Raw genomic sequence first — 24,584 nt, 5'->3', positions numbered from 1 at the left:
TTCGGGGCTTTTTGTTTTTACTACTATGTAAAACTGGTGTTATTTTTTCTTGATATCAGTAGGCTTATGTGGATTCTTGGTTTGAATCATTTTACCTGCGGGGTCGTGGATATCATTTAGATCTTTATCTGAATCCAAAGCTTTAAGGCGAGCAGGGTAGCTCTTTTCACGAATACCAAAGCTCTCGCGGCGAGTATCAAAGGGTTTGAAACCAAGTTTAAGTGCGGGAGAATCAGGACTCAGGGTGAAGTCACCGTTTGCAGGATCCGCAAAAAGTGGATCGGCAATTGTACTCATGTCATTAGCGCCTTTTTTCTTATGGCGAGCAATACCTTTTTCTGCATCTGGAAAGAAATAGATATTATCTTTAAAAGTCGACTGTTCGAGTATGCCACCATATTTCTTAGCGTCTACGACAATATTGCGAATGAATTGTGCATCGACAAAGCTTTCCTGCTTTGGATAGGGACGGTTGGTGATCATTTGACCAACGTTATACACGATATTGTTGATGAAGTTGTTGCGGTCCTTGAGTACAAAAGCACGTCCGTGGATGTTGTTCATGACAATATTATTTATAATAAGTGTATCGCGCTGCCAGTCATCTGTACGAATACCAACTAAGTTGTGGCGAACGAGGTCACGAACCATGTTGTGGCGCACAATATTGCCTTTGCCTGCTCCCGAAATATTCAGTGCTGAGCCATCATTAAGGCGACGTAGAGCATTGATGATTAGGTTATCTTCGACCAAGTTGTTACGAGCATGTAGAAAAGGGGCGCAACGCTCCGCATAAACGCGATTATCATTCAAATTGAGGTCATCACCGAGGAAGTCTTTGATTTCGTGCCAACGAATTGTTTGGCAACCTTCATCCCACCATTTGTCCGGAGCCATGAACATTTGGCAACGCACACCACAGAGGCCAATTCCTTTACGGGGCACGTCGTGAATAGTATTGTTAATGATCTTGTTGTTTCCAGACTGCCAAGCGAAGATGCCGTGTCCATTCCAGATGATTTCGCCCACGTGATGAACGATGTTATTGCGAATGATATTATTGCGGTTCACGTCTTTGGTACCTGGACCATAACCACAGAGTAAAATACCCATGTGACCCGTGTAAGAAATAAGGTTATTATTGATGTCAATATTTTGAGCATGTAAGTCGAGGCGCATCGCAGATCCACCTGTGGCCGTTAAATGACATTCAGTAACTTCGCAGTTTTCAGCACCGCGGAAGCGTAAGAGGGCATTATCAAAATCGAAGGTGTCCCAATCGTGCTGAATGCCCCAACCTTTGCGATCTTTGTACCAATCGCCGCGTTTTGCGTGTTTAAAAGTGAGTCCTTTAAAAACGATATTGCGAACGGGGGTGTCCACAGGGCCTTTGTAGTCAATATCACCTTCAACTTTAATCAGTACATCTAGTGCTGGGAAAGTCATATTTCCTGGCTTATCGCCCTTGGGCCAGTAGTAAACTTTGCCCGTTTTTGTATTACTCGCCCAGTTACCTGGCTCGGAAATGAAGTCGACGCTATTTTCTAGCCAGTTGGTACAGAAATTCTTTTTACCATAAGCTGCAGCATTGGCATGAAAAGCCATGGTTAAGTAACGTTCTTTGATGTTGATATCTTTGAGTTGAATCAAAGACATGGTCCATGGCACAGGAACGAGGGCACATTCAATATCCTCAATGTTTTCCCATTGGCGGAAAATGTGATCGTACTTGGGATCCCAAGGGACTTTTTTACAGGTCCATAAGTCTTTTTCGTGAAGCGGACCCATTGAGTCGGCACGTTCATGATCATAGGGTTCGCCTAAAAAACTCTCAGAATTTGAGCGCGGTTGCCAAACATCGCCATCGAAAAGGACGCGAGGGTTTTTGATTTCTTTTGGAATATCGGCAACCCAGATTTTGCCCTTGGCTTTTGAGTTGAGGTGAGCAATGCCAGAAGCTTTTTTCCAGCCATTGATCTTTACTGCGGAACTCAGAACCGGGATTTCGTTTTTGTAGGCAGCATAAGTGGTTTTATATCCATCTAAAGCACTGTCTTGAGTATTGAGGATAAATGTTTTATTCAGTTTATACACACCACCACGTAGGAAGACATTGATGTCATCTTGCTTTTCTTTGAGTGAAAGACCACGAATTGTATCACGAGCTTGCTCTAAGCTGGCGAAGGGTTTTTCAATTGTTCCGGGATTGGAATCAGACCCCTTTGGTGAGATAAAGTAATCTTTAGCTTGAAGACCTAGCGAAAGGCCGAGTCCCACAAGTCCAAAGGCGAGTTTATTAAATGTACTTTTAGTCATAATCATCCTTGTTTAATTGATTTGATAATTAATACAGAACTAAGACGAGTGACTTAACTCCTTTTAGACAGGAGAGAATGATTTTTTGGGGGGATCGCTAAAAAAAAGATCTGCTTACTTAAGGTATCTTGTCTCTAAAGGGATCACTTTAAAAGAAAGTTGGCATTTAGCTCGTTTGTCGCGTGCATATCGTTCGTTTTACACACTACAGAACGGCTTGCAGTCTGCAATCAAAAAAATGTTCTAATAGATAAAATGCAAGAAAAGATAGATCCAGTCTTTTGCATGCGTAGTGATTGTGAAAAGGCTTAAAATAGCTGATTTATTAAATGAATTGATTGCGAAAGAAAAGGAGATAAAAATGAACAGGAAGTTAATGTTACTGATGATATTGAGCTCGATAATGATGTCTTCTACGTTGTTTGCACAAGGCAAGAAAAAACGAAATACAAAAGAAAACGTCGTAAAAGCAGCTGCGTATCAAGCGGAACATGGCGTGCTGAAGTCTGGGGTCTTTCATATACTTCAATCCTGGTTTGGAGTTAAAGACTACGATCGAGCTGTTTACGTTCAGGTACCCAATGGGGCAGGACCTTACCCTGTGTATATAGCGCTACATGGAAAAGGTGGGTCGGGAGAACGTAAAATAAGGAACTTTAAAAGAATGACTGATCGCATAGTGATTGCCCCAGATGGTTACAACAAGGGTTGGTCACAAAAAAGACCTGATGTAGATTTTATCAGGCAAATTATTAAGCATTTAAAAACATGTGAAATAGTTGATGACAGTAATATAGCTATTCATGGTTCATCAAATGGTGCGGGACTTTTGTATTCTTTAATGATTGAATTAGAAGAAGACACTTTTCATCATGGGATTGCATCGATTGGTGGTATGTCACCTGATCGTTATGATGGCAAAAATTTTCTTTGGGATCCTAAAGGCAATGCAGATAATAAGACTCCAATTGTCCCGGCGAAGGGAAGACGTTTTTTACAAATCAATGGAACAGATGATCAAATAGTACCTTACAATGGGGGGACGGGAACTCTAGGGATTGAGTTTTTACCTGCTCAGGAAACCTTCTATAACTGGGCGGTTCATATGGGAGAAAAGGGGACTAAGTTAGCGGACTCCGCAGGTAAGCCTCACCCTGCAAACAATAAGTTAATCATCTATGAATACCTGAATGGGAACTTTAAGCATGTCAAAGCTGTGGGAGCTAAGCACGGAGTTAGTGGCAAAGAAGTTAAAGTCATTATTCAGGAATTTATTTCTCAGCCTCCGATGAATAAATAGCACTGAAGTGCTCAGTTGGCAGGCATCAGTTCGCTCATTTCATTCGCTGGGAGACAATTGGAAGATGGTTGGGGGACGGTTGGGAGACAGTTGTTTAAGAACGAAAAAATTTAAACTCTCGAAAAACCTGTGTACATCAGTTTGAATCAGTGGTTATCATACCTACGATGCACTTCCCATGGATAGTTTTGATCGTTGGTACGGTTGGACGGGGCAGGGTTATTTCGACACGAAGAAGAACAAGTACATGGTGAAGTTTGCCGAGCAGTACCCTCACGTGACTATGGCAACAGCTGCGGCGGCCTGTGAATTTATTGATGATGCAAAAAAACAGGATAAGCCTTTTTGCCTGTCATTGAGTTTCAAGTCTTCTCACAAACCCTTCTCACCTGACCCGGCTTATGATGATGTTTACAAAGACACTGTCTGGAAAAAGCGTGCGAATTATGATGAAGGTGGTGCACGTAAGCTTCCACCACAGGCAAAGTTGGGACGTCAATATTTGACGATCAATGATTTTGCTCCTGAGAAATATCAAGAATCCATGCGCAAATATAATCAACTGATTTATGGAATCGACCAAGCAGTTGGTAAAATCACTGCGAAACTCGCAGCAGAGGGTATAGCCGATAATACCGTCATTATCTATGCAACCGATAATGGCTACAGCTGTGGTTCTCATGGTTTTGGCGGAAAAGTGCTTCCTTACGAAGGTCCTTCTCGTGGCCCAATGATCATCATGGATCCACGCAGTAATCAAGCTGGCGAGCGTTCAAAAGGTGTGAGTGGCAATGTGGATATTCACCCGACAATTTGTGATCTTGCGGGGATTGCGATTCCCGCAAAGGTTGATGGTAAGAGCTTGCTTCCCGTTTTAAAAGATAGTGAGTTACGAGTCCGTGAAGCCATGCCAGTGTTCAATTTTTGGGGTTCTGCAGCCACGCATGAAATGACGATGGTGACGGAAGATTATAAGTACATCTATTGGTATTTTGAAGGAGATGGTATGACTGCCGCGGAAGAACTTTATCACCGTCAGAAGGATTCTGCTGAAATGAATAATTTAGTTAATAATCCTGAAATGGAAGCGAAACTCGAAGAGATGCGCAAGCTTTTTGATACTCAAGTGCAGCATATTCGTGATCATGCCATGGCGGATCGTAATTACAGTGAATACGGCAAGCTACTCGACCGCACACTCCCTTGGGATGAAAAGAAAGACCATGTTCAAAAAACCTTTATGAAGAACTATGTGCAAATGAAAGATATTGCTGAGAATGGGCAGACTAAAAAGCCTAAAAAGGAAAAAACTGCGAAAGAAAAAAAGACTAAAGATGGCAAAGAGCGTGTTCGCAAGCCCAAAGATCAGCGCGAACCCCGCAAAGCTAAAGAACAGGTTCAAGGGGCCAATAATGAATTTAAAGTAGGAAATGTGATTTCGTGTTTTTAATTGATAAATATACGTACAGTATGTTTTTTTTTTGGAGGTTCTAAGACCTTATTCAAGTTTTCCAAGTCGATCAAGATCTGGTAGATAGGACTTTTCTTTAAAGCCAAACCACCTAAAAGTCAATTTACCATCGATGTTGTCAATTGGAACAAAGCCCCATATACGGCTATCGGAGCTGTTATTTCTATTATCACCCATAACAAAATATTGTCCTTCAGGAACAGTGATTTCGGGCATGTTATCAGTTAGTTCAATATGTTTTGAGAATTTAACTTTATATGTTAAGCCGTTTAAATTTTCTTCAAATAAGTAGTGATCACTCGTTTCTTCCAATAAAGTTAATTGAAGTTCTGCACTATTCACGAAAACTTGTTTATTAACTAATTCAATTTTATCTCCAGGAACAGCAATAACTCGTTTTGTATAGGGGATGCTCTCATCTTTTGGATATTTGAAAACAATGATGTCACCTTGCTGAGGTGTATTCCAATCAATGACGCTCTGCTTGGTAAAGGGGATTTTTAATCGATAAGAAAGTTTGTTGGCAAAAAAACGATCTTGAATTTTTATAGTAGGATCCATTGAAGCTGTGGGAACGACATATGAACAAAAGCCGGAAGAGGCAAAAACCAACAAGAAAAAGAGAAATAGGAGGTCGCTTTTATATTTCTTTTTGACTCCGTAATTTTTAATTCTATTTTGGAACTTTCTAAATAGAATATAGAAAAACTGAGTTACTTTATTTGTCATATTCCCTCCTTTAACTGTCTTGTTTTGATCGTGTTACGATATTTATATTGTCGGTTTAGATATACAAGCTATTCGATAATTGGTAATTGTCAAAACAAAAATGAAGTGATTTAAATAATAATCATGGCTTACTTTTTTGTACACTTCTATTTATTTGATTTATGAGCTTATCCACATCAAAATAATTCTTAAAGGTAAGTTTTATTGACATATTGGTAAGACGCTTAACCTGTCTGCGTAATCATGCTTGTATAGCGTTTCATTACTTAGCTTGGTTGCCATAAAAGTATTTATTTCGTTCAGTCGTAAATTATGTAAACAGGTTTGTTGATATGAAATTATTTATTGGGTGAGCCTTTTGCAAAAGTCTTGAAATAAGCTGAATAAAAGTAGAAACATGCTATCTCAATTGTTACCACAACAAAAAGAGGATAAACATGAATCTACTCAACTTATGGAATACCATCGAATCGTACTTATTTCCACAGTTAGAAGAACTACTCACAGAAGAATTGAATAAAAAAGAACGTGAATTCATTCAGGTTTGTACACTTGCAGAACTGGATCAGTTTGTCTTCGAATTGGAATGGAAAAGAATTGGACGTAAGTCACAGGATCGTTTAAATATCTTGGCTATGTTTTATTTAAGGGTGGTTTGAGTTCAAAAGCGAGTTTTATAAGTTCAAGAGGTTCTGAGATTCTACGAGTATGCAGTTCATTGCACCAACCGAGGTAATGATCTAAGTATTTAGTCGCAATTCCGTGAAACCTTTTCATCCAGTTTTTGAGTACGCTGTGATAGGCGTTTACGTTTTGAATGTGATAAACACCTTTTTGCCTCTGGCCTTGACTGATATTTATTGTTATATGCGCAATCTCTTCTTGTTGAGAAAAGGCAGTAAATGATTTGGCTGTATCTGTTATAAAAATGACATGATCATCAAGATGTTGTTTGAAATTATTCCTTAGCCATAGACATGAAAGTGGTCCCGACCCAGTTATATAATCAGCTTCATGACCGCTTCTATCACAGGCGACTAAGACTGAAACAAGCTCTTTTGATAAGCCTCTTTTCTTCGCTTTTCCACCTCGTTTTCGTGGTGGACGGTTGAGATGTCGGTCTCCCTTTTGTGATTTAAGGAAAAAGGTTTCATCAGCTTCAACTATACCTGACAACACTTGTGTTTCATTTTTCTGCGAAATAGCCATGAAGCGATGTCGCCATTTAAATGAGGTGCCCAGAGCTATTTTGCTTAACTTGGCAGCTTTCCGAAGTGTTTTTGAGTCTAGTAGACATTGAGAGTAAGTCATCCATAACTCTTTCTTACGCAACTTCGCCAAAGGTGTTCCCGTCAAAGCATTAAACGTTTTAAAACAGCTTTTACATCGATACCGCGTTAAATTGTTACGAAAGCCGTGTTTGATAAAATTACTACTTTCACAATGAGGACAATAAGGTCTCGTCTCGATACGGCTTTCCAGTAAATCACAGACCTCCTTAAGCTCTGAACAGTGTTCGATTTCTTTGCGTAACTGAAGCCGTTGGTCGTGACTCAAGTTCTGAAACTGTGCTACGATCTTGTTGAATTGCACTTGTTTCATTTGCTTTCTCCAATCGTTATATACTTAATATAATACGCGAAAGGCTCAATTGCTCATAAAACACCTTTAACTGGATCATAGCCAATATCTTAAAAGCTTTCGTTGCTAAAGCTGTCTATAATCTGGATACGACTCGTAGTTTAATTAGCTATCTTGAATCAGCTCCGACCCTCCGACGTTTGTGTGGATGGGAGTTTAAGAAAAATATCCCTCACGAAAGTAAGTTTTCACGTGTCTTCGCAGATATCGCCAACACAGAGCTTTGTCAAAAGATTCACGAGAAGATGATTATCTCAAATTGTTCAAAACGAGTCATAGGTCATGTCAGTCGAGACTCCACCGCAATTGAAGCTCGAGAGAAAATAGTTCATAAATATGTAAGCGATACAAAAATAACTAGAAAGCGAGGACGACCAAAAAGGGGCGATATACGGACTAAGGAAAAAACAGTTGTTGAACGTCAATTTGGTCAAACGTTTGAAGAGAATATATCGGAACTTCCAAACCATTGTAATAAAGGCAATAAACGGAACAGCAATGGTTATAATAGCTCATGCAAAGGCTACAAGTTACACATTGACTGTATTGATGGTGATATACCTGCTTCAGTTATACTGACCTCTGCATCGGTCCATGATAGCCAAGTCGCTATACCATTAACTCAGATGAGTAAAGAACGCTTTACGAATTTATATGATCTAATGGATGCCGCTTATGATTCACCTTCTATACACCAGTTCAGTCAAGATTTAGGTCATATTCCGATTATTGATCACAATCCACGTAGAGGTGGAACAAAAAAACAATTTGAGCCATTAGAAAAAAGGCGATACAATGAACGTTCTAGTGTGGAAAGAGTAAACTCTTACCTAAAAGATAGTTATGGTGGTAGAGCTATTAGAGTTAAAGGGCATCAGAAGGTCATGGCTCATTTAATGTTTGGCATTATTGCTATTACTGCAAACCAACTCTTTAAACTAGTTTAAAAAAACAACATCGAAACTAAACGTCATGATACCATTGTGTTAGGATTTGATACATTTATACAAAACAGTTTACAAATCTAGAGTTTTGGACGTTCTTTCAAAAAAGCATGAGCACATTGATCGAAAAGACATCGCTAGAATCTATAGTTTTGCAAAAGGCTCAAATATCTTTTTATTTGTCATTAATGTCATAGGCATGAGTTCTGTTTAGTAATGAGAGAAAGAGAAACGCCAAATGTTTTTCATGTGTGTAACTTTAAGCAGAAAGAAGAGATATTTATGTTCCCCAGATTTAAAGAATTGTGCTTTGCCTTATTTACTCTAATGGCATTGAATTCACTAGCCGCTCCAAAACCTAATTTTGTTTTAATATTAGCTGATGACTTGGGCTATGGCGATGTGGGTTTTACCGGCAGTAGTCAAATTAAAACACCCCATATTGATGCCTTGGCTAATGATGGCGTGATTTTCACACAAGGCTATGTCTCATCGGCGGTTTGTGGGCCTTCACGTGCGGGCTTGATGACGGGAAAGAATCAAGTTCGCTTTGGTTTCGATAATAATTTGACCAACTACTTGCCGCAGTTTAAAGATGAATTTCACGGTCTTCCCTTAAGTGAAAAAACTTTGGCTACACGTTTAGCCGATTTAGGGTACACTAATGGTCTGGTAGGCAAGTGGCACCTTGGGGACAAAGAGCAATATCATCCTTTGAAGCGCGGTTTCCATGAGTTTTGGGGTTACTTAGGAGGCGGTCATCACTACTTTAGATCTCTGCCCAAAGGCAAGGGCTATGATTGTCCTATTGAGTGCAATTATAAAGAAGCTCAAAAAATCACTTACATCACGGATGATAAAGGAGATGAATGCGTAGATTTCATCCGTCGCCATAAAGGTAAGCCTTTTTTCCTCTTTGCTTCTTTTAATGCTCCCCACGCCCCCATGCATGCTAAATTGGAAGATTTAAAACTTTATGCTCATATCGAAAATGAAAAACGTCGCGCTTACTGTGCCATGACCCACAATCTCGATCTGAATGTCGGTAAGATTGTAGCAGAATTAAAAGCTCAGAAAATTTATGATAATACGGTCGTGGTTTTTCTCAGTGATAATGGTGGGCCCACGCCCAATAATGCCTCACTCCATGCCCCTTTTCGTGGTGGGAAAGGGGTTTTACTTGAGGGTGGTATTCGCGTTCCCTTTAGCATGACCTGGCCAGCAAAATTAAAAGCGGAGATGAATTTTGATCATCCAGTGAGTGCTCTCGATTTAGCGGCAAGCTTTACCGAGCTCGCCGGAGGTTCTTTTAAAGCTGATGAAATGGATGGTGTGAACTTAATTCCCTATATCACTGGAGAAAAGTCTGCTCAGCCCCATGAATCGCTTAAATGGCGTTTTACCATTAGTGCCGCCATGGTGAGTGGTGACTGGAAACTCGTTCGCCTTCCGGATCGTTTGCCCATGCTCTATAACTTAAAAACTGATTTAGCTGAACAAAATAACTTAGCCTTCGAGGAAAAAGACCGTCTAGAAAAGATGCTCAAAGAATTGGGTGATTGGGATGTGCGTCTTCCGCACCCGATTTTTATGGAAGGAGCCCGTTGGAAAAAAGAGCAGCTCAAACTCTACGACCGTGATTGGAGCTTAGTTCAACCTTAAATTTATTTATCAATAGAGAGCGAACGATTTTTTTCTCGTCCGTAGCCTTGTACTGAAATAGATTGATTATTTAAAAGTAGAGTGGCGTAAGAATTCTCTTCGGTATCTACCATGCCTTTGAGAGTTAAGTAATGAACACCATTTTTTAGGGCGTAATTCCCTTTGTGATTATGGCCGTTGATATAGGCTTTAACACAAGAGTACTTTTCAAGTAGAGTGATGATTTCTGCCGAGTTCCACAAGTTGTGTGGGTCCTGAGGATAAACGGGAAAATGGCAAAAGAGGATGACTTTTTCATCATGGCTCTGTGCTTCTTTTAGTAAGGATTCTATCCAACTTATTTGTACCGGTCCAATGGCACCATTCCATTTGGGTGACTTGATCTTGTTTGTCTTGTAGTAAACTTCAGCCTCTTTGTATTGCGCACTTTCTTTTGGGTAAGCATGGAAACTTAGATCATTGCCATCGAGGATGATAAAGCGCCAGTTATGTTTTTTGAAATCATAGTATTTGGCGGGCATTCCCATTTTACTGGGGACATCTTTTTTAAGTTCGTCCGCAACATCAAAGTCATGATTGCCGAGGACTTGGTGATGAGGGCTTTGAAGTTTGTTATAGATGGGGAGAACTTCATCAAAACTCTTGAAATCCTTGTCAATAAAATCCCCTAAATGAACGACAAAATCTAAATCCATGGTGTTGAGATGATCAACACATTCCGTTAATTTTTGCTTAGATAAAGTGTATTTTCTGACGCCTTTAGATTTTTGATTGCAGTATTGACAATCGGCAATGGCGCCAAAATTAACAGGCTTGTCTCTCATACTTGAACAAGAAGAGAAAACGGCGATTAGTAAACTCAGTTTTAAAATGTTTAATATTGTATTGATGCTATGCCTCAGTTTAAATTTAAAAGGTTTGTATAAAGAACAGGTCCAAGAAAGCTTTGATACACTTGTTGCTATAGATTTTTATCTATACAGGTCAAAGTTTTTCACAGTTGTTTGGTTCTTATAATTATGAAGATAACTATAATTGCTTCGGAGGGGCTAAACAATGGGAAAGAAAAAAGGCAGAAAGAGAAAAAGCATAAAAACTAATTCTTCATCAGAGAAGAAAGTATTCTTTTTAAAAGTTTAATAATTTTACTAAGAGCTCAAAGATCCAAGGTATTGATTTGTACTTGTATATGAAAGAAAAAATATGCGAGTATAAGATGACTAAACGATTTTTGAGTTTTTTAGGTTTTGCGGGCTTAGCAATTAGTGCTCAGGCAGCCGACAAATCACCCCATGATTTTGAAAAAGAAATTAAACCACTTCTAGAAACTTTTTGTATACGCTGCCATGGCGAACGAAAGCAGAAAGGTGAAGTGCGTATCGATATTCTAGATCCAGATATGATCAAAGGTATGGATGCAGAAAAGTGGCATGCGGCTTTAGATGTGATCAATACCGAAGATATGCCCCCTGAGGATGTGAAGCAACCTAGTGCAGAAGAGCGCCAGACAATTGTAGACTGGATGACTTATGAGCTTAAAGTTGCTAAGGAAATGAAGCGCGGTAAGCAAAACAATGTGATGCGCCGCCTCACGAAACAGCAGTACACCAATACACTTCAGGATCTCTTAGGTCTTGAGGCTGAGTTTGGCAAAAAACTTCCGCCGGATCCCTTGTCTCACATGGGGTTCAGTAATTCCGGTGAAGTCCTAAGCATGTCGCAACTTCAGTTTGAGTATTACGAACAAATTGCCCGCGAAGCCTTGGATGCGGCCATTGGCCCAGAAGAAAAACCAACCAGTCGTCGTTATCAACTTGAGTTCGGTGATAAGATTTCTAATAAAGTTTACGGGAAAATCAGTGGTTACAAGACCATTGACTTGAGTGCTAAGAATTTCCATACTCATGTTTTCGATGATCAAGGAAATAAACTAGACGATAAAGCAAAAACTCCTCAAGGTGACTTGGTAGAAGATGTGAAGAAAAGCATCATGGTAGATTTTCGTGGTTCGGATCGCGAGCGCTTTGGCATGGCGCAAGATGGCGTGGTTTTATACGGTGCAGTGCCCCATGTGGAAAAAGCTCCCACATCCTGGCATGGAGCAAGTCCCAATCTAAAAATGCTTATCAGAAACCACTTTCCAGAAGCAGGGCCTTTTGCATTTAGGGTGAAAGCCTCTCGAAGTGATTACCTCGAGACAAAGACTGGTTTTTTACCCGTGACAGAGACTCAAGTAAGCTATGAAAATAATGAGCTTTCAACTCCGAAAGGAGCACAGATTTTCAGCGCTTCTGATGCCCAGATGGGTAAAAATATGACGATCAACAATGGTATTCTAGAAGGAGTTGATCGAGGTAATGTTTCTCAAGCAACTTTCAAAATAAACATCCCCGCTGACGGTGCGTATCAAATTGACGTAATAAGACCGACTTTAGCTAAAAATCATAAGAACGGTGTCTTAGGTTTACAAACTGATGGCCAGGAATATCGCTTAAAGGTTAAATCAAAATCTAAGACGGAAAAGAATCCAGGGCTGATTTTAAGTCCCATGGTGATCAGTGAGTTCAAAGCAGGTGAACACGAGATCGAATTTTCTTCACCCAACTTCCTCGGTTTGGCTAAAGTAATCATTAGCCCACTTGGAGATGATAATCCACTCGAAGCCAAATTCTCAAAGGCCAAAAAGAGAGCAGAGGCATCCCAGGCCCTTTACAAAAATGAGAAGCCCTCAATTCAGGCTTTTGTCGGTGCACGTGGAGATGATGGCATGGACCATAAAGTATTTGATTCGTCAAAAGTCGTCAAGGGTGAAATTGGCGTACCAGATATCTATGAATTCCAAGGCCGCCTTGAAGATCTTCCCGTTCCAGTGAAAGATTTGAGTTCGCAAAACAAGTTGGCTAACATCATGATTGTGGGACTCTATAATGATAATTTGGTAAAATCAAAAGAAGTCTTTGGAGCTCCTTTGAAAGTGCACTCTGTCGAGTTCGAGGCGCCTTATTACCCCGAGTGGCCCATGCTCTCATATAAAGAGATCTTTCCTACAGGTGACAAAAGCTCAGATACTTATACAAAGGCTGTAATCCAAGACTTCATGAATCGCGCTTTCCGCAAAAATGTGACTCCTGCAAAAGTTGATCGTTATTTTAATTACTGGAAGGAAATTAAGGCAGATTACCAACGCTATGAAGATGGTGTGAAAGAAGTTTTAGTGGCGATTCTTTGTTCACCAGAATTTCTTTACCTTAGCGAGGAGAAAGCCAATCAAAAAGTTGACGATCAAGCTTTGGCGAACCGGATGTCTTACTTCTTGTGGAATAGTTCACCAGATGAGAAACTAATGGAATTGGTGAATACGGCAAAACTCAATAATGAGCTCGATAATGAGCTTGAGCGGATGATTAATGACCCGCGTATGAAAGACTTTATTGCGGAGTTCGCAAAAGAATGGCTGCGCTTGGATAGACTGGATTCCATGAGTGTAAATGTTGATAAGTACCCGGATTTCACCCGATTTGTGAAACGAGATATGAAATTGGAAACACTGAGTTTCTTGGAGTACTGCCTAGAAAATAATTTACCAGTAAGTGACTTTATTGATTCCGATTTTGCTATGCTCAATCAAAACCTTGCTGAATTCTACGGGATTGAAGGCGTGCGTGGCAATGATTTTAGACCTGTAAAAGTCAGTGCCGAAAGTCATCGTGGAGGTATTTTAACTCAAGGTAGTATCCTCACGGGGCATTCAGATGGAACTCAAGGGCACCCGATCAAACGTGCTGTTTGGCTCATGGAAAAACTACTCAATGATGAGCCGCCACCGCCACCGCCAAATGTCCCAGAACTCGATGCGGATAATCCGAGCTTTAAAGGCCTTACCATTAAACAGCAGCTCGAGTTACACCGTGAAAAATCCTCTTGTGTGAGTTGTCATGAAAAGATCGACCCTTGGGGTGTGGTTTTTGAGAAATACGATGCGGTAGGTCGCTTCAATGCAAAAGCAGATCCAAAAACGGAACTCCTCGATGGTACAGAGTTAGATGGCTTGGATGAACTCAAAACCTACGTTATGGAGAACAAGAAGCGCGGTGTTCTCGAATCAGTTACACGCCATTTATTGGCCTACGGTCTAGGACGTGACTTATCCTATATGGATAATGAGGACATAGATCAAATAGTCGACGAAGTCGAAGCCAAGGGTTTTGGTTTTCAGGATCTCGTAAAAACAATTGTAAAACATCAAATTTTTAGAGCGAACTAGGAGCAAATCATGAGTAAAAAATCCTGGCATTTAGACCGTAGAACTTTTCTTAAAGGGACAGGCGTAGCCTGTGCACTCCCATACTTGGAGGCCATGTCGGCATCTCAGGTAAAAAAAGAAACTCCAAAACGCCTTTGTTATGTCTATTTTCCCAATGGTGTGAGTAATCCCTCTGAAAGCAATGAGGAGAATATTAAGTGGCGCTGGTTCCCACAGGGGGAAGGTAAAGATTATAAAAATAACTTTTCCCTAAGCCCCTTAAACCATCATCGTTCAGATATGACTATTTTAGGAGGCTTATCACATCCACGTTCTCGTGAACTTATGGGACATATCGCTGGAGATACCTGGTTGACTGCCGGTGACCTCAGAACGACATATAACAATAATATATCTGTGGATCAAGTGGCGGCAGGTCATTTGGGTAAAAATACGCGTTACAAAAGTTTTAATTTTAGTGCTGATGGTGGTGTGGGCTATAAGAGTCGTGCATCAACTTTGTCCTACAATGCACAGGGCCTACCATTACCATCCGAGCATAAGCATAGACAAATTTTTGAGCGTTACTTCTCGCCAGATGGCATGGGAAGTACAGATCAACGCAAAAAGAAGATTCAGCAGGGCAAGCGTATGGTTGATTTAATCATGGGTAGTAGCAAAGATTTGAAGCGAAATCTTGGTAAAAACGATCAGGTGAAAATTGATGAGTACATGCATTCTCTTGATTCAGTAGAAGGTCAGCTCGAACGTAATGAAGCTTGGTTGGGGACACCTTTAAAACAGGTGGAGACTTCACACCTTAACTTCGATTTAGATCCGGCCAAAAATGCCGAGACTTATGTGCGCAGCATGTATGATCTCATGGTCTTGGGCTATCAAATGGATCTCACCCGCGTCATGACATTTATGGTGGCTCGCGAGGATGGCATGGGCTTTGGTGAAAATTACCCCAAATTGGTTCTTGGCGCTACAAAGGGACACCATAGTATAAGTCACGCAGGTGACCCAAAGCTCTGGAGTCGTTACGATGAATGGCTCAGTAAGCAGCTTGCCTATTTTCTTGATCAAATGAAGTCGGTGAAAGATGAGCATGGTTCGATATTGGATAATACTCAGGTGCTTTATGGTAGTGCCTGTTCCACGACGCATAATGCTATCAATTTACCATTGATTCTGGCCGGTGGTAAAAACATGGGGCTCAATCACGGAACGTTTAGCAAGTACACGGATAAAACGCCCATGAGTAATCTTTTTGTGAGTATGCTCAATGCCGCAGGTATTCAGCGCAGTCGTTTCTCCGATTCAACAGGTACGCTTCCAGGAGAAGTTTTTGCTTAGTAAAACTTATCCACAGATTACTCAGAATAGCACAGAAGAATTATTATGAATGATTATAAAAACAGTAATGAGATAGCCCTTATTCTTGTCGGTGGAGATCTGCGAAATCTGTGGATTAAACATATTTCGATCACTATTTTTGTACTCCTTGGACTACCTCTTAGTGCGGAAAATTGGCCCATGTCTGGTGGACCCAATGGGAATTGGTCTATCGATACGGAAAGTTCTGTACCTTTGCAGTGGTCGGTGCGCAAGTCGCAAAATATCAAGTGGCGAGTTGAGCTTCCCGAAGGAGGACAGGGTGGTATAGCGATTTGGGGCGATCGACTCTTCCTCTGTATCAACCCTCCAATTCCTGATGCGGAAGCTGCAAAAATGGACCCCAAGAAGAAAAATGGCGGCATCAGTGCGGATATTATTTTACTATGTCTAAATCGCGAGGATGGCAAAATAATCTGGCAGCGTGAAATTAAAGGCACAATGCCAGCGGGTTATAATTATAATTTTAGTGATTCCACGAGTATTTGTCCCGTGACTGATGGTGAACATGTTTGGGGCATCAATGCCAGTGGAGGCATGGCTTGCTTTGATTTTGAGGGTAAGGAAATTTGGTCACGAACTTGGATGCCCACGGGGGGACGTCCCTTTAATAAACAATTTGATTCTATTTTAAACGTTGAGTTCTTACTTAATGTCGAGCCTCCAGGTGAAGGAGATCAAACCAGGAATAAACTTTGGAATTACCTCAGAGCTATCGATAAAAAAACGGGTGAGATCTTGTGGGTCAGCAAAGAAGCCGTCGGGCATTATAACACGCCGGTTTTTAATTACTTAAATGATGGTAGCCCTGCCGTGTTGATGGGGCGTGGAGGTGCTCACGGCGTTCCGGAAAAACCTTTTGGTATGACTTTAATCAGCCTTAAAAAGAATGACGTAGGTCAAGCTATGTGGAGCTGGGAACCGGAAGGTGATGCAAAAGAAAATCGCTGGGGTGGCTTGACGAATATGCATTGGAACAAATTAAAAGCCTACTGGTTTGTGGGCAAAGAAAAACTTTTCTACACTAGCGTCGATACAAATTCAGGAAAGGAACTGAGTCGTTCATCATTAATGAAGGGGGATCGCTACGATTATGATGAGAAAAAGCAAGAATATATAAAAACCCTAGACTGTAGCTTTGATAAGCAGGAGCGTCAGCCCTACACAAGTATTGTTTCGTGTGAGTACCTATTTTACATGATGCGCTATGAACCCTATCTCGTTCGCCACCATATTCCCAGTGGTAAAACTGAGTTTCTCGAGCTTCCAACGGAGGTCCTTCGTGAACAAGGCAAGGCAGATCAATACCTCTGGAAGACGAAAGAAAAAAATGATGGCTTAAACTCCCAGGGCTTTGCCGTGTCCTGCGATAATCGTGGTCGAGGCGATAATTTCCAAAAGTGTTTCCCAGGCTCACCCACAAAGATCAATCAATACTTGTTTTTTACTCTGCCTCTTGGTCTAACTTATGTAGTGGATAGTTCAGAAAAAGATATGAAAAAATCACTTATTTCGGTGAATGATCTTGGACCCAGAGAACAAGTTTTTACCCTCAACTCATTATCATATTCTAAGGGTGAAATCTTTCTCAGAAACCTAAAAGAACTAATTTGTATAAAAAATAATTAAGTCATCGATCAAAGATCTTTTTATTTATCTTGTCATGTCATTAGAGATTTTAATCATATAAATAAGGAATGAATTGTGAAACTTTTTTCTATGCTGATTTTTGCGCTGCTGAGTTCAAGCGTACTCGCTGATAAGCCAAATGTAATTGTCATTATGACTGACGACCAGGGGAATAATCTTGGCTATGAGGGTAACCCTCATGTGCGGAATCCGCATATTGATAAAGTAGCCATGAGTTCAGTTCGCCTTGGCAACTTCCATCAAATGCCCATGTGCACAGCATCGCGTGCCGCTCTCATGACTGGGAAATACGCAGAGTATACGGGAGCTTGGAGAACGAGCTTGGGACGTACTCTCATGAGAGGGGATAACTACACGATTGCGGAAGCCTTTAAGGCTAATGGTTACGCGACGGGGCAATTTGGTAAATGGCATTTGGGAGATAATTATCCCATGCGTCCCATGGATCAAGGTTTTGACGAAGTTGTAGGACTTGGTTGTGGAGCAGTTGGTCAAATTGGTGATTACTGGGGTAATGATTACTTTGATGATACCTACATTCACAATGGTGAATACAAAAAGTATGAAGGTTATTGCACTGATGTATTCTTTAATGAAACCATGCGCTTTATCAGAGAGACTAAGGATAAGCCTTTCTTCATCTATCTTGCTCCTAATGTGACTCATCTGCCGCTCATCGTAGCCGATAAATATTCTCAGCGTCATATCGATAATGGTATCAACCCCAAGCTGGCGACATTTTACGGCATGGTTGACAATCTCGATGAAAACTTTGGTCGATTAATGGCTTGCTTAAAAGAAGAAGGAGAGTTGGAAAACACTATTCTTCTCTATACGACAGATGACGGTATACAGGGTGCTGCAGGAAATTCATCACCTAATACATGGTATAAGGGGATGAGAGGTAAAAAGGGATCAAAAGAAGAGGGTGGTCATCGCGTATCTTGTTTCATGAGCTGGCCTGCAGGAAATATCGGTGCCGGAACAGAGAACAATACCTTGACATCAGTTTTAGATATTTACCCAAGTATGCTCGATCTCTGTGGTCTGGAACTTCCAAAAGGAATCGATTTCAATGGCCGTTCATTTAAGCCTTATTTAACTCAGCCTTTAGCTCCAGAAGATGATGAACGCGTTTTATTTTTCTACTATTTTAATCCAAAGAAATTGGATGATCGCGAAAAAACAAATTGCATAATTTGGAAAAACTGGCGCTTGCTTTCATCAAAAAATCTTTATGATATATCTAAAGACCTAATGCAGGAAAATGATGTGGCTTCTCAGCACCCAGAAGTAGTTGAAAAACTTGTAGCTGCTTTTGATGCCTATCACGCCAAGGGCAAAGCCTTAGTTCAAGCTCCAGTTAGAATTGTAGTAGGAGCTCCAGAAGCCCCAGTAGTCGCTATGACCAGTCAAGATGCCTATGCAATACCTGTGGGGAATCCTCCAAAATGGAAGGGGCAGTCATTCACTCAACGAGCTCCCGAGAAACTGGAACATTCTTATGGTCCCTATATGATAGATGTCGCTCGCGATGGAAACTACACCATTAAGCTTTCTCGCTACCCGCTTTACACAGGGATGACTTTTAGTGATGGCAAAGTGAAAAAGGGTGAGACTGCTAAAATCATTGAAAAAGCACGCATGAGCATTGCTGGACAAACTTTGGAAAAAGCTGTGACCGCAAAAGATACACAAGTGAGTTTTACTGTGGATCTTAAAAAAGGACCCGCTGCATTGGATACAGCATTCCTGGGTGAGGGGATCAATGGAATTGCTTACTTCGTGACAGTTGAGTATAACGAAAAAATCGCAAAGAAGTAGAACGAAAATGAAGTTTAAATTTCTTGGTACCTTACTTAGTCTTAGTTGCAGCTTTCTTAGTGCAGGAGAGAAGCCAAATATTATTTATATCCTAGCTGACGACATGGGCGTGGGGGACGTAAAAGCTTACAATAAGGATTGTAAGTTCCCAACACCAGCTTTAGACAAGTTAGCTGCGGATGGAATGATGTTTACGGACGCTCATACAAATTCATCTGTTTGTACGCCCACTCGTTATGGCATTCTTACGGGACGTTATAGTTGGAGGACTACTATGAAAAGTGGTGTAACTCAAGGACTGTCACCCCATTTGATTGATCCTAATCGCGAAACTGTAGCATCACTTCTAAAGAAGGAAGGTTATGCCACAGCATGCATCGGAAAATGGCACTTGGGAATGGATTGGTCTCTCAAGGATGGTTCTATAGCAGATTCTAAGTCTGATCAGTCGCAGGTTGACTTAAGCAAAGAAATTCAAAATGGTCCTAATCAAAACGGCTTTGATTATTACTTTGGTATGGCGGCATCGGCCAATCATTCCCCTCATTGTTTTATTGAAGATGGCTACACTGTTGGTGAGTTGGAAGTTATAGATGATAAACAGAAAAAGGCAGTAGGAATTGATGGCAAACCTGGATTGGTAGCTAAGGGTTTTAAACAATCGGAAATCCTGCCACGTTTTACGGGAAAAACATGTGAGTGGATAAAGTCGCAAGTTAAGGAAAATCCTGATCAGCCTTTCTTTGTCTACATGCCACTTAACTCTCCTCATTCAACCATTGTTCCAAGTGCTGGCTTTGAAGGAAAAAGTGGCTTGAATCCTCATGGCGATTTTTGTATGGAGACGGATTGGTCTGTTGGAGAAGTAGTGAAAACTGTGCAATCCCTGGGTATAGAAGATAATACCATGATTATTTTTACGGCTGATAATGGGACTTCTCCCATGGCAAAGTTTGAACCCATGCAGGAGCAGGGACATTTCCCAAGTTATATTTACCGTGGTCTAAAAGGCGAGACTTACGAAGGTGGACACCGCGTGCCTTTTATTGTTAAATGGCCAAAAGCAGTAAAAAAATCCACTGTTTCAGATCAGGTTATCTGTACAACTGACTTGATGGCAACAGCAGCTGAAGTCAATGGGCTGGAACTCGCTAATAATGAGGGAGAAGACAGCGTAAGCTTTTTTCCTGCACTGAAAGAAAAAGCAATCCCTGGTGTCGATGCAAGGTCAGTGGTTCATCATTCTGATGCGGGTGTATTTGCCGTACGTTTGGGTAAATGGAAGCTGCTTTTAGATAATATTGGTGGGTCAAGACGTAGTAATCCTAAAGATAAAGCGGTAATCAATGATGCCGAAATTCAGCTCTTTAATATGGAAAATGATCCTCAGGAAAGTACCAATCTCTCACAAGATCATCCGGAAATCGTCGTAAGGCTGAAGAAACAATTGGCCGAAGTGATCAACAATGGTCGAAGTAATGAAGGTGAAGCGGTGGCGAACGACACCCTTGAGTCGAAACAGTCCTGGCCTCAACTCTGGCTGATCAAAGATTATCTCAACGAGGCGACTCTAGCGCAAGTGGGCAAAAAGCCACCAAAGAGTATGAAGGAAAAAATACAGCAGCAGATGGCTAAAAAAGGTAAGAAATCAAATTTTGATAAAAACTAATGGTATTCTAGTTTTGTGGAGCTCTCTTTGAGCTCTCTTTGAGCTCTATTTTTTGTTTGATTTCTTTAATTAAGTTATTTTTCGTTTTGCTATCCAAATCACTAGAGTTTTCAACATCCTTTAAACATTGATTTAATTCTTCAAGAGAACTTTCCTCGACGGTAGCAGAAACTATTTTCTCAGCTTTTTTTGAAAAGTAAGTAACGACGCCTAATAAAAAAATGAGTCCAGAGAAAAAGACTATGTCGTAAACTATCGACACATTACCTACGAGGCTCCCTGCAATGATTGTCAGGATGATGACTAAAGTTGATTTTATATTTTTCATTACATTCGGGCAGATTTTAGCTTTTAGTCGCGTGATTTTTTAATCGCTTCGTAGGCCTCATTAATCCTAACAATTTCCTGCTTGGCAAAGTCCATAAATTCTTCAGAAAGACCGCGACTCGCCAGTGTATCCGGATGGAATTCGCGACATTTTTTTCGATATATTTTTTTGATCTCAAGGTCAGTCATATCTGGAGTGCAATCTAGGACTTTGTAATGATTAGCTAAATCCTGAGGTGAATTTCGTCCAGAAGGACCACGATTGAAGCGGGCCTGCATAGATTCGAAAACATTTCTTGGGACTTTTAAGTAAGGTGATATTCTTTTTAGGAGGGCTTCTTCCTCTGGGTGAATATGACCATCCGCCATGGCCACAGTGAAGAGAACTTCATAAAGCATGAAGTGCATATCAGCATGAGGAAAGACTTGAGCAAATTGTTTTAGGTAGTCTTCGATGGGGGTATTATCATCTTTTGAAGCACGTACAATTGAGATAGCATATTCTCTTTGTTTGACACCTAACTTGAGTTGATTAGCCATGAAATGTTCGATGAAATTGATTTCATCTTGAGTGATCTTCCCATCAGCTTTTGCCATTTTACCCACTAGAGTAAAAATACTGACAAAAAAGACCATTTCTTGTTCTTCTCTAGAACTAATACGACCTTGTTGATTCTGAGCCTCTGCATCAAAAATACTATGTCCAAGTGCTGCACCAGCAATTGCCCCCAAAGGGCCGCCCATCATGAATCCGAGGGTTCCCCCAGTAATCTTGCCAAACCAAGACATTTGATTTTCTCCGAAAATTTATTTTTTCGAACACTACATGTCTTCATGGGCAAATCGAACTCAGTACTTTTTTAAGTTCTCATTTATTTATCATAATCGTTGATTTGCGAATCAATGACTGACAAAGAGTTTGAAATTACTGTGGAAAATATGTGTGAATTATATATGCTTTCGCTTGGCTTCGTAATTAACGATAACTATCCCACATAGTGTTGGCAGGATTAGTGTTTTCCCAGGGGTTCTTTAGGCCTAAGAATGTTTGCATGAAACCCAATGCTCGAGCAGAGCCATCTACCATCATGTAATTTGACATGCCCCAACCATGCGTCCAAAATTCTTGATCATTACCATCGGGTGATTTAACGTGACTAGGTTTACGAAAAGCGCGATTTGCAAAACCAAGTTGATTACTTGCAGAGGAATAATCCATCATCAGTAGAGTATCGCTCGTTTGATTTATTTCTGACATACATCGTGAAGTATTACTTACGATACCTCTTGCAGATCCACTAGTGGCAGAGCCTTTTTGATTCATGGAGTAAGAACGTGTATGACGTCCGCCACTTCTGACTCTTTCATCTAAAGGGCAGACGTAGAGATCTGAAGCATCTGCCCATTGATTTTCCATTTGATTATCTCTTAGGTTTCTTCCATCGTAACCCCGTCCAAGGCGGTCATCCCAGGTAGTATCAGTGGAGTCGGGCGCATAAAAATCATTATCTCCTGCGTACATGGCGACTGAAGTAGCGACTTGCTTTTGATTATTTAAACAAACACTTATACGACTTTTCTTTCTAGCTTTACTTAATGAAGGCAAGAGTAAACTTGCCAAAATCCCAATGATCGCGACGACAACGAGAACTTCAATTAATGTAAATCTCTGTTTGGCTTTTATAGACATAGTGAACCCTAGCTTTGATTTTCTTTAAAATCAATACAGGGGAAACTTATTACTCTTAACATGAAAAGCCAAATTAATTGTGTTTTTATGTATTTTTTATATTTTATAAATACGAAATATTGTGTTTTATGTATTTAAGTGCCAGTTCTTTTAGTACTTGTGTTTCTTCTTCAAGGTTAGTCTTTCTTCTTCTTTTTATCCTTGCTCTTCTTAGTTTTTTCTCCAGCTCCACCGTGCTTAGTCAGGTGCTTGAGTCCAGGGATGGGGGGATATTTGGCTAAAGTTGTAGCGCAGTCTTTTGCGGCATCCGCAGCCCAGACTTCCCAGTCCTTGTAAAGCTGTTGAAAGATTTCCGGATTCTGTTTGGCAATATTATTTTCTTCGAGTGGATCATTGAGCATATCATATAGCTCCCATTCACCTTCAGTTCCCTGACCAGGTTTACCGCCTTTAACAATCTTATAACGATGAGTCATCCAGGCATCCCAACCATTGGAGTGAAAACCAATGGGAGTCTGGCGCTTACTAACTTCGCCTTTAAAGTAGGGGAGTAAGTTTTCTCCATCCAGAGGTTTATCTGCATTTGGGTTAATTCCGACTGCTGCAAGTGCAGTGGGAACAAAGTCAGTGGTGACAATGGGGTAATTAAGATCAATACCTTTTTTGATCACAGCGGGCCATTCGACTAAACCACAAACGCGGATACCACCTTCCCAGAGATAACGCTTCCATCCCTTGTAGGCTCCTGTTGACCCAATGGCAGTGTAATTGAATTTTCCATCCTGTGCTTCAGCATATTTGATCCCGTCTTTCTTTTTGAGGTTAGGTCCATTATCACTGGAGTACCAAAGCATGGTATTATCAGCAATATCGAGTTCGCGAAGCAGCTTGCGCAGACGCCCCATCTGGCCATCAATGGCAGAGATGTTACTAAAATAATTTGCGGACTTCGCATCGAGTTTGGAGTAAAATTTCTTGTGGTATTCAGGAATGGTGACTAAAGGCGTATGAACAGCGTGAAAACAGAGGTAGATATAGAAAGGTTTATCCTCTTTTGCCATGTCGCGTATAAAAGTTTCAGCACGGTCCATTACAATTCGACTGTCATCACCTTTTAAGCTAGGATCTTTAAGTGCTTGTTCCATTGGGATCATCACACCGTTGTCGTAGTAAAGCATTTTATTGGCATTGAGTAGAGCCTCACCACTTTTTCCTTTACTGGCTTTCTGATAGGGATCGTAGGTGGCAATAACATTGCGAGTCGAAAAAGTTACGTCAAAGCCAGCTTCCCATGGTGGCATGTAGTGATGTTTCGCGATCTCTTTATCAAATTCACCGATATGCCATTTTCCAAAATGAGCAGAAGTATAGCCCAGTGGCTTAAGGTATTGCGCTAGGGTGATTTCTTCTTTCGGTAGAGAAGCTTCCCCATATGCGGTTGGAGAACTGATATTCACACGCCAGTTATTGCGGCCCGTAACAACGGTGGCTCGAGTTGGACTACAAACGGAGGCTGCTGCATAAAAGCGGTCGCAGCGCAGGCCTTCAGCTGCCATAGCATCGAGTTCAGGCGTTTTGATGACTGGGTGACCATTATAGCCCACGTCACCCCAACCTTGGTCATCAGTGATACAGTAAATGAAATTTGGGAGCTTTTTTTGTTCTGCAAAGCAAGATAAACCCAATAAGGTAAAAGTTATAAAGAGAAAATAGCGCATGT

Annotated in this window: 18 protein-coding genes; 10 read left to right on the top strand and 8 right to left on the bottom strand. The window is 40.8% G+C overall.

The features are described 5' to 3' along the window. Positions 1–39: 39 nt before the first annotated feature. Positions 40–2,316, bottom strand: a complete 2,277-nt coding sequence (locus PQO01_RS10620; RefSeq protein ID WP_274313986.1) for a NosD domain-containing protein — start codon at positions 2,314–2,316, stop codon at positions 40–42. 361 nt (positions 2,317–2,677) lie between these two features. Between PQO01_RS10620 and PQO01_RS10615 the strand changes: the two genes are divergently transcribed. Then, positions 2,678–3,616, top strand: a complete 939-nt coding sequence (locus PQO01_RS10615; protein ID WP_274313985.1) for an alpha/beta hydrolase family protein — start codon at positions 2,678–2,680, stop codon at positions 3,614–3,616. Between the two features lie 178 nt (positions 3,617–3,794). Next, positions 3,795–5,066, top strand: a complete 1,272-nt coding sequence (locus PQO01_RS10610) for a sulfatase-like hydrolase/transferase (protein ID WP_274313984.1) — start codon at positions 3,795–3,797, stop codon at positions 5,064–5,066. A gap of 48 nt (positions 5,067–5,114) precedes the next feature. On the opposite strand, the gene lepB is transcribed toward PQO01_RS10610, so the two are convergent. After that, complete coding sequence (gene lepB / locus PQO01_RS10605) at positions 5,115–5,816, bottom strand: signal peptidase I (RefSeq protein ID WP_274313983.1); 702 nt, start codon at positions 5,814–5,816, stop codon at positions 5,115–5,117. Between the two features lie 437 nt (positions 5,817–6,253). Here lepB and PQO01_RS10600 point away from each other — a divergent pair, with 437 nt between their 5' ends. Then, positions 6,254–6,475: a hypothetical protein gene (locus tag PQO01_RS10600; protein WP_274313982.1), complete on the top strand. Its 222-nt coding sequence runs from the start codon at positions 6,254–6,256 to the stop codon at positions 6,473–6,475. Here PQO01_RS10600 and PQO01_RS10595 read toward each other — a convergent pair. Next, positions 6,450–7,418, bottom strand: a complete 969-nt coding sequence (locus tag PQO01_RS10595) for an IS1595 family transposase (RefSeq protein WP_274313981.1) — start codon at positions 7,416–7,418, stop codon at positions 6,450–6,452. The two genes, PQO01_RS10600 and PQO01_RS10595, sit on opposite strands and share 26 nt — an antisense overlap. Before the next feature lie 74 nt (positions 7,419–7,492). On the opposite strand from PQO01_RS10595, the gene PQO01_RS10590 reads away from it, so the two are divergent. Both PQO01_RS10590 and PQO01_RS10585 read left to right on the top strand, forming a co-directional pair. Next, a complete protein-coding gene (locus tag PQO01_RS10590; protein WP_337994449.1) occupies positions 7,493–8,404 on the top strand; it encodes a transposase in 912 nt (303 codons plus the stop codon). Positions 8,405–8,683: 279 nt separating this feature from the next. Beyond that, positions 8,684–10,063 (top strand): sulfatase-like hydrolase/transferase, encoded by a 1,380-nt coding sequence (locus tag PQO01_RS10585; RefSeq protein ID WP_274313980.1) that lies wholly within the window; start codon positions 8,684–8,686, stop codon positions 10,061–10,063. Positions 10,064–10,065: 2 nt separating this feature from the next. Here PQO01_RS10585 and PQO01_RS10580 read toward each other — a convergent pair whose 3' ends face one another. Continuing rightward, positions 10,066–10,887: a metallophosphoesterase gene (locus tag PQO01_RS10580; protein ID WP_274313979.1), complete on the bottom strand. Its 822-nt coding sequence runs from the start codon at positions 10,885–10,887 to the stop codon at positions 10,066–10,068. A 392-nt stretch (positions 10,888–11,279) separates the two neighbouring features. On the opposite strand from PQO01_RS10580, the gene PQO01_RS10575 reads away from it, so the two are divergent. The 5 genes from PQO01_RS10575 to PQO01_RS10555 all read left to right on the top strand — a co-directional run bounded on the left by PQO01_RS10575 (position 11,280) and on the right by PQO01_RS10555 (position 20,847). Next, entirely contained in the window at positions 11,280–14,327 is a 3,048-nt protein-coding gene (locus PQO01_RS10575; protein WP_274313978.1) for a DUF1592 domain-containing protein, read from the top strand. A 9-nt stretch (positions 14,328–14,336) separates the two neighbouring features. Beyond that, a complete protein-coding gene (locus PQO01_RS10570; protein WP_274313977.1) occupies positions 14,337–15,665 on the top strand; it encodes a DUF1552 domain-containing protein in 1,329 nt (442 codons plus the stop codon). Between the two features lie 45 nt (positions 15,666–15,710). Further along, on the top strand, positions 15,711–17,333 hold the full coding sequence (locus tag PQO01_RS10565; protein ID WP_274313976.1) for a PQQ-binding-like beta-propeller repeat protein: 1,623 nt from the start codon (positions 15,711–15,713) through the stop codon (positions 17,331–17,333). A gap of 75 nt (positions 17,334–17,408) precedes the next feature. Next, positions 17,409–19,178, top strand: coding sequence for an arylsulfatase (locus PQO01_RS10560; RefSeq protein ID WP_274313975.1), 1,770 nt, complete (start codon positions 17,409–17,411; stop codon positions 19,176–19,178). 7 nt (positions 19,179–19,185) lie between these two features. After that, entirely contained in the window at positions 19,186–20,847 is a 1,662-nt protein-coding gene (locus PQO01_RS10555) for a sulfatase family protein (RefSeq protein ID WP_274313974.1), read from the top strand. 7 nt (positions 20,848–20,854) lie between these two features. Here the strand turns inward: PQO01_RS10555 and PQO01_RS10550 are convergent, their stop codons facing one another. The 4 genes from PQO01_RS10550 to PQO01_RS10535 all read right to left on the bottom strand — a co-directional run bounded on the left by PQO01_RS10550 (position 20,855) and on the right by PQO01_RS10535 (position 24,582). Next, on the bottom strand, positions 20,855–21,175 hold the full coding sequence (locus PQO01_RS10550) for a hypothetical protein (RefSeq protein ID WP_274313973.1): 321 nt from the start codon (positions 21,173–21,175) through the stop codon (positions 20,855–20,857). A gap of 23 nt (positions 21,176–21,198) precedes the next feature. After that, positions 21,199–21,963, bottom strand: coding sequence for a co-chaperone DjlA (djlA, locus tag PQO01_RS10545; RefSeq protein WP_274313972.1), 765 nt, complete (start codon positions 21,961–21,963; stop codon positions 21,199–21,201). A gap of 187 nt (positions 21,964–22,150) precedes the next feature. Then, positions 22,151–22,864, bottom strand: coding sequence for a type II secretion system protein (locus PQO01_RS10540; protein WP_274313971.1), 714 nt, complete (start codon positions 22,862–22,864; stop codon positions 22,151–22,153). A 176-nt stretch (positions 22,865–23,040) separates the two neighbouring features. Next, positions 23,041–24,582, bottom strand: a complete 1,542-nt coding sequence (locus tag PQO01_RS10535) for a sulfatase family protein (protein WP_274313970.1) — start codon at positions 24,580–24,582, stop codon at positions 23,041–23,043. Positions 24,583–24,584: the final 2 nt, after the last annotated feature.

This window comes from Lentisphaera marina (assembly GCF_028745505.1).
GTDB lineage: Bacteria > Verrucomicrobiota > Lentisphaeria > Lentisphaerales > Lentisphaeraceae > Lentisphaera > Lentisphaera marina.
This window is presented reverse-complemented; position numbering and strand designations above follow the sequence as displayed.

Coding starts and splice junctions, on each gene's coding strand:
- PQO01_RS10615 (WP_274313985.1), top strand. CDS start 2,678: ATGAACAGGAAGTTAATGTTACTGATGATATTGAGCTCGATAATGATG.
- PQO01_RS10595 (WP_274313981.1), bottom strand. CDS start 7,418: ATGAAACAAGTGCAATTCAACAAGATCGTAGCACAGTTTCAGAACTTG.
- PQO01_RS10580 (WP_274313979.1), bottom strand. CDS start 10,887: ATGAGAGACAAGCCTGTTAATTTTGGCGCCATTGCCGATTGTCAATAC.
- PQO01_RS10575 (WP_274313978.1), top strand. CDS start 11,280: ATGACTAAACGATTTTTGAGTTTTTTAGGTTTTGCGGGCTTAGCAATT.
- PQO01_RS10565 (WP_274313976.1), top strand. CDS start 15,711: ATGAATGATTATAAAAACAGTAATGAGATAGCCCTTATTCTTGTCGGT.
- PQO01_RS10610 (WP_274313984.1), top strand. CDS start 3,795: ATGGATAGTTTTGATCGTTGGTACGGTTGGACGGGGCAGGGTTATTTC.
- PQO01_RS10535 (WP_274313970.1), bottom strand. CDS start 24,582: ATGCGCTATTTTCTCTTTATAACTTTTACCTTATTGGGTTTATCTTGC.
- PQO01_RS10585 (WP_274313980.1), top strand. CDS start 8,684: ATGTTCCCCAGATTTAAAGAATTGTGCTTTGCCTTATTTACTCTAATG.
- PQO01_RS10555 (WP_274313974.1), top strand. CDS start 19,186: ATGAAGTTTAAATTTCTTGGTACCTTACTTAGTCTTAGTTGCAGCTTT.
- PQO01_RS10540 (WP_274313971.1), bottom strand. CDS start 22,864: ATGTCTATAAAAGCCAAACAGAGATTTACATTAATTGAAGTTCTCGTT.
- djlA (WP_274313972.1), bottom strand. CDS start 21,963: ATGTCTTGGTTTGGCAAGATTACTGGGGGAACCCTCGGATTCATGATG.
- lepB (WP_274313983.1), bottom strand. CDS start 5,816: ATGACAAATAAAGTAACTCAGTTTTTCTATATTCTATTTAGAAAGTTC.
- PQO01_RS10550 (WP_274313973.1), bottom strand. CDS start 21,175: ATGAAAAATATAAAATCAACTTTAGTCATCATCCTGACAATCATTGCA.
- PQO01_RS10570 (WP_274313977.1), top strand. CDS start 14,337: ATGAGTAAAAAATCCTGGCATTTAGACCGTAGAACTTTTCTTAAAGGG.
- PQO01_RS10600 (WP_274313982.1), top strand. CDS start 6,254: ATGAATCTACTCAACTTATGGAATACCATCGAATCGTACTTATTTCCA.
- PQO01_RS10620 (WP_274313986.1), bottom strand. CDS start 2,316: ATGACTAAAAGTACATTTAATAAACTCGCCTTTGGACTTGTGGGACTC.